Annotated in this window: 3 protein-coding genes; 2 read left to right on the top strand and 1 reads right to left on the bottom strand. The window is 64.4% G+C overall.

Features of this window, described 5'->3' with window-relative positions; translation table 11 throughout:
• On the bottom strand, positions 1-831 hold an 831-nt coding region (locus A5701_RS23795), incomplete at its 3' end, for an NAD-binding protein (protein ID WP_197505052.1).
• Positions 832-1,541: 710 nt separating this feature from the next.
• Between A5701_RS23795 and A5701_RS23790 the strand changes: the two genes are divergently transcribed.
• Together A5701_RS23790 and A5701_RS23785 are read left to right on the top strand one after the other, a co-directional pair.
• Positions 1,542-3,491 carry an APC family permease gene (locus A5701_RS23790; protein ID WP_369807444.1) on the top strand — a complete coding sequence of 650 codons (1,950 nt, stop codon included), beginning with the start codon at positions 1,542-1,544 and terminating at the stop codon, positions 3,489-3,491.
• Positions 3,492-3,519: 28 nt separating this feature from the next.
• Positions 3,520-5,296 (top strand): APC family permease (locus A5701_RS23785; protein ID WP_067760128.1); only part of this gene is annotated, 1,777 nt, incomplete at its 3' end.

Below are 5,296 nucleotides of genomic sequence, written 5' to 3'. Positions count from 1 at the left end.
GGTCGTGGTGATGGTCTCGTTGGTGAAGTAGAAAGCGTCGGTCCAGGACATGCCTGGGTGGGTGTAGGAAAAGTGCAGCAGGGTCGTCGAGCTGATGATCAAGAGGACGAGGGCGGCTATCAGCGGGTAGAAAGCGGGATTGACCTCGTTGGGCAGGGCCCGCACCGCGTAGAGGACACGGCGCAGCCGGGATTGGCGCGACCGCATCTTCGGGTTACGTGGCACCTTGACGCCGCAGGCGGCCGCCTCCTCGGTGGTGCCGATCATTGCCGTCCAGTCGCCGGCGTTGACCCGCAAATCGCGCCCGGGGCACACCACGACCTCACCGGGGTGGTCGGCGTCCTCGTTGTGCACCATCGCGACCGGGGCGAGGTCGCCATAGATCTCGCGCAGCGACGCGTCGAACGGCGCCTCGGCGCCGAAGACCACGAATTCGATACCTGCCACTTCGAAGGGATGTGTGGTGCGTGCCAGGCACGCCTCGACGACCGCGGCCCCCGCCAGATCCGCGACGCCCAGGATGGAGCTGGGCCCCTCGTCGGCAGCGACCGCCTCGCGCAACACGTCGTTGGCCACCCGCGCCACCACACGGATGTCCGGGTTGGCCTTCCGCGCCAGCAGCGCAATCTCCAGGTTCGTCGCGTCGTCGTCTCCCGCGCACACGACGGCGGACGCCGTGGTGACGCCCGCCCTGGCGAGCTGGGTCTTGACCCGGGCGCCCGCGAGTTCCGAATCGAGAAGCCTGGCGACGCGCGCGCCCGCCCGCTTCAGCTCATCGACGATCGTCGACGCGAGCGCGTCATCACCGCTGACGATGATGCACTGGCTCATGAGGTCCTATCCCTCCGCGAAACAATTACTACCCTCCGGTGAACGTCGACCTGGATTGGTTTTCTCCATGCGTCCGGTGGTGCAGAGACGCGAAACCCATGTGGCACAAGCACTTATTTCGCTTAGGCGGGTGTCACGCGCTACTCCAAGGAAATGGAGATCTAATTCGATGCTAACAGACAGATTTGGAGTGCGGTGAGACTGAACGCATCCACCGTGCAAGAGCAGGGGCCCGGAGCGTACAAATACGCCCTCCGATTGCACTGGAGCGCAACAGAACTCAATTAATACAACCACGACTTGTGTGAATTGCTATATTAGTGGTGGCGGTCAGCCGTGTTAGAAGATTTGCTGTACAACACCTTTGACGTTCCTGTGGTGATGCTGGTCATCGGCTCCTCGGCGCGGCGGGCTGGGTGTCGGCTACCAAGTGCCATACATCACAACGAGTTTCGCGTCGGACTTTTCGAGCCGTCCCGGGTGCCAGAGAAAGGCATCTGCATTACCGATTGGCACTTGTTTGTTACATCCAGGTCACCCCGCTGGGAGTGTCCTGGCAATTATTCTGCCAATCTCCTGTGTTTGTTCTTCTAGGTCGCGGACGGTAGGGCGACAAAAACAATTGTGGCAGATACTCTTTCGGCGGGTTCCCGGATCGAAGGGGGCAAATGTCATGCTTGGGGGAAGGAATATCGCCTGTGGCAACACCTTTGGCTGAGCGACGGACCGTTGATCACAAGGCATGGTCGTCGTCGTTCTCCGACGTCTGCAAACGAGGCTTGCTCGGTAAACCCCTGATCAACTCGCAGCTCGAGCACGAGAAGTTGTCCAACCCGGTCGCGCTCGGCGTGCTCTCACCCGACGCGATCTCATCGACCGCCTACGGCTCCGAGCAGATCATGATCGAGCTGCTGCCGGCGGCGGGGATGGCCGCGTTCGCCCTGTTGCTTCCCATCACCGGGGTCATTCTCTTGATCCTGGTGCTGGTCGCCGCGTCCTACCGCCAGGTGGTGATGGTCTATACGCGGTCCGGTGGGTCCTACGTCGTTGCGCGGGAGAACTTCGGTCCCCGGGTGGCGCAGGTCGCCGCGGCCGCCCTGCTGATTGACTACGTCGTCACCGTCGCGGTGCAATGCGCGGCGGGCACGGTGGCGGTGGCCTCGGCGCTACCGGTCCTTGGCCCCTACAGCCTCGAGATCACGGTCGGCATGGTGCTGTTGATGTGCTTTGCCAACCTGCGCGGGTTGCGGGAAGCCGGCGCGCGTTTCGCGTTGCCCACCTACGCCTTTGTGGCCATGGTCTCGCTGACCATCGTGGTCGGCGTCATTCGTGAACTGATCGGCAACCTGCCGGTCTACGATCCCCAGCACATCGTCGGAGCGGTGCCCGTCCACCAGGGCAGCGGCCTGGTGATGGGCGCGACGCTGTTGATCGTGTTGCGTGCGTTTGCCAACGGCGGCTCGTCACTGACCGGGGTGGAAGCCATCTCGAACACGGTCACCACCTTCCGCAAGCCGGAGGGCATCAACGCCCGCCGGGTGATGACGATCATGGCCTGCATTCTCGCGTTCCTGCTGGCGGGAGTGGCCTGGCTGACACATGTGACCCACGCCGTCCCGTACTCCGACGGATACCCGTCGATGCTGTCCGAGATCGCCCGGGCGGTCTTCGGCCACGGAGCAGTCGGCAACGTCTTGTACATCCTGGTGCAGGCGTCGACCGCGGCCATCCTCTACACCGGTGGTAACACCAGCTTCAACGGCTTCCCCGCGCTGGCCAATTTCGTTGCGGGAGACCGCTTTTTGCCCCGCCCGTTGATGAAGCGCGGCCATCGACTGGTCTTCTCCAACGGCATCATCGCCCTGACCGCGCTGTCGGTCGCGCTGCTGCTCATCACCGGCGGCTCGGTTGACGCATTGGTGCCGTTCTACGCGATCGGTGTGTTCACCGGCTTCTCGATGGCCGGCTACGGCATGACCAAACACTATCTGTCCGAGCGCGGCCCGGGCTGGCGGCGCAAGGCGGCGGTCAACCTGTCGGCCGGGATCCTGTCGACGATCGTGGTGGGCATCTTCGCGGTGGCCAAGTTCACCGAGGGCGCGTGGCTCATCGTCGTCGTATTCCCGCTACTGGTGTTGGGGTTGATGCGACTCAACCGGCAGTACCGCGTGGAGGCGTCCGTGCTGGAGATGTCGCGCACGGAAAAGCCGGTCCTCTCCCGATACACGCGGCACCGGGTATTCGTCTTCGTGGACTCCGTCGACCTCGCGGAGGTCGAGGCCATGCGATACGCGAACGGACTTCACGCCGACGAGCTCACCGTCGTGCACTTCGTGGTCGACTCGGATCACGCAGCGCGGTTGTCGCAGCGCTGGGAGGTTTTCGAACACGACACCCCGCTACGCCTGATCGACTGTCCGGATCGGCACCTGAGTCGGGCCGCCCATGAATTGGTCCTGCGGGTGCTCAACGAGCATCCGGATACCAAGGCGACCGTCCTGCTGCCGCGCCGGACCTACTCGCCGCTCGTGGGCCGCCTGTTGCACGATCGCACCGCGGACAAGATCGCCCGGGCGGTCAGCCGGATCCCGGGCGCGGCCGCGCAGATCGTGCCTTATGACATCGAGTCCCGCATCGCCGAGGTCACCCGCGCGGGATGAGGCAATCCGGTCTCGAGAAAGGGATGTTGTGACGCAACCGAGTGGCGAGATACCGCTCTCCTTCACCGACAAGTGCAAACGGCTTTTCCTCGGGGAGCCGTTGACCACCGACCAGCTGGACGGCGAGAGACTGCCGAATCACATTGCCCTCGGCGCGCTTTCGCCGGACGCGATCTCATCGACGGCGTACGGCACCGAGCAGATCATGGTCGAGCTGCTCCCGGCGGCCGGCATGGCGGCGTACGCGTTGGTGCTCCCGATCACCGGTGTCATCTTGGTGATTCTCGCGCTGGTGTGCGCGTCGTACCGGGAGGTCGTGATGGCCTACACGCGGGCCGGCGGTTCCTACACGGTCGCGAGGGAGAACTTCGGTCCGCGGGTGGCGCAGGTTGCTGCGGCGGCGCTGCTGATCGACTACGTGGTGACCGTGGCGGTGCAGCCCGCGGCGGCGACAGTGGCGGTGGTGTCGGCGATTCCCCCGCTGCGGCCCTATCACCTGGAGATCACGTTGGCGGCGGTCGTGCTGATCTGCCTGGCCAACCTGCGCGGGCTGCGGCGGTCGGGCCGCACGTTCGCATTGACGACCTACGCCTTCGTCGGGATGATCACCGTGACGATCCTGACCGGGTTTGTGCGTGAAATGTTCTGGGGGTTACCGCGATACGATCCGCAGCACATCGCCGGCGCGGTGCCGGTGCATCAGGGCGGCGGCTTGGTGATGGGTGCGACGGTCCTGATTCTGTTGCGTGCGTTCGCCAACGGCGGCACCTCGTTGACAGGCGTCGAGGCGGTGTCCAACACCGTCAACGTCTTCCAAAAGCCGCAGGGCCCCAACGCGCGTCGCGTGCTGACGTGGATGGCCTGCATCCTCGGGTTCTTGCTCATTGGTGTGGGCTGGCTGACCCACGTCACGCACGCCGTGGCCTATCTCGACGAATACCCGTCGATGCTTTCGGAGATAGCCCGGGCGGTCTTCGGCCACGGCGTGATCGGCAACGTCCTGTACTTCCTAGTTCAGGCGTCGACCGCGGCGATCCTGTTCACGGGTTGCAACACCAGCTTCAACGGCTTCCCCGCGCTGGCCAGCTTCGTCGCCGAGGACCGTTTCCTGCCCCGCCCACTGACGAAACGCGGCCATCGCCTGGTGTTCTCCAACGGCATCTTCGTGCTGACCGCGCTGGCCATGGTCCTGCTCGTCATCACCGAGGCGAAGGTGAGTGCGCTGGTGCCCTTCTTCGCGATCGGCGTCTTCACCGCGTTCGCGATGGCCGGCTATGGCATGGCCAAGCATCATCTGACCCGGCGCGAGCCGGGCTGGCGTGCCAAGCTGGCGGTCAACCTGTCGGCGGGGGTCATGTCGACGATCGTGGTGGGGATCTTCGTGGTGGCCAAGTTCACCGAGGGCGCCTGGCTGATCGTCGTGATCTTCCCGCTCCTGGTGCTGGCCTTGACGAGGCTCAACCGGAAATATCGCGACGAGGCCTCCGTGCTGGAGATGACTCGCGCCGAGGACCTCGACCTGGCGCGGCATCCGCGACTTCAGGTATTGGTCTTCGTGGACACGATCGATCTGGCCGAGATCGAGGCGGTGCGCATCGGATATGGCCTACATGCCGACGAGCTGACCGCCGTGCATTTCGTCATCGACGTCGATCACGCGGTGCGGCTTCGCGAGCGGTGGGATCGCTTCGAGCACGACACCCCGCTGTGGTTGATCAACTGTCCCGATCGCCATTTGAGCCGGGCCGCACACGAATTGGTGCTGCGGGTGCTCAAGGACCACCCGGACACCAGGGTGACGGTGC

The organism is Mycobacterium sp. E3305, assembly GCF_001666785.1.
Taxonomy (GTDB): domain Bacteria; phylum Actinomycetota; class Actinomycetes; order Mycobacteriales; family Mycobacteriaceae; genus Mycobacterium.
This window is presented reverse-complemented; position numbering and strand designations above follow the sequence as displayed.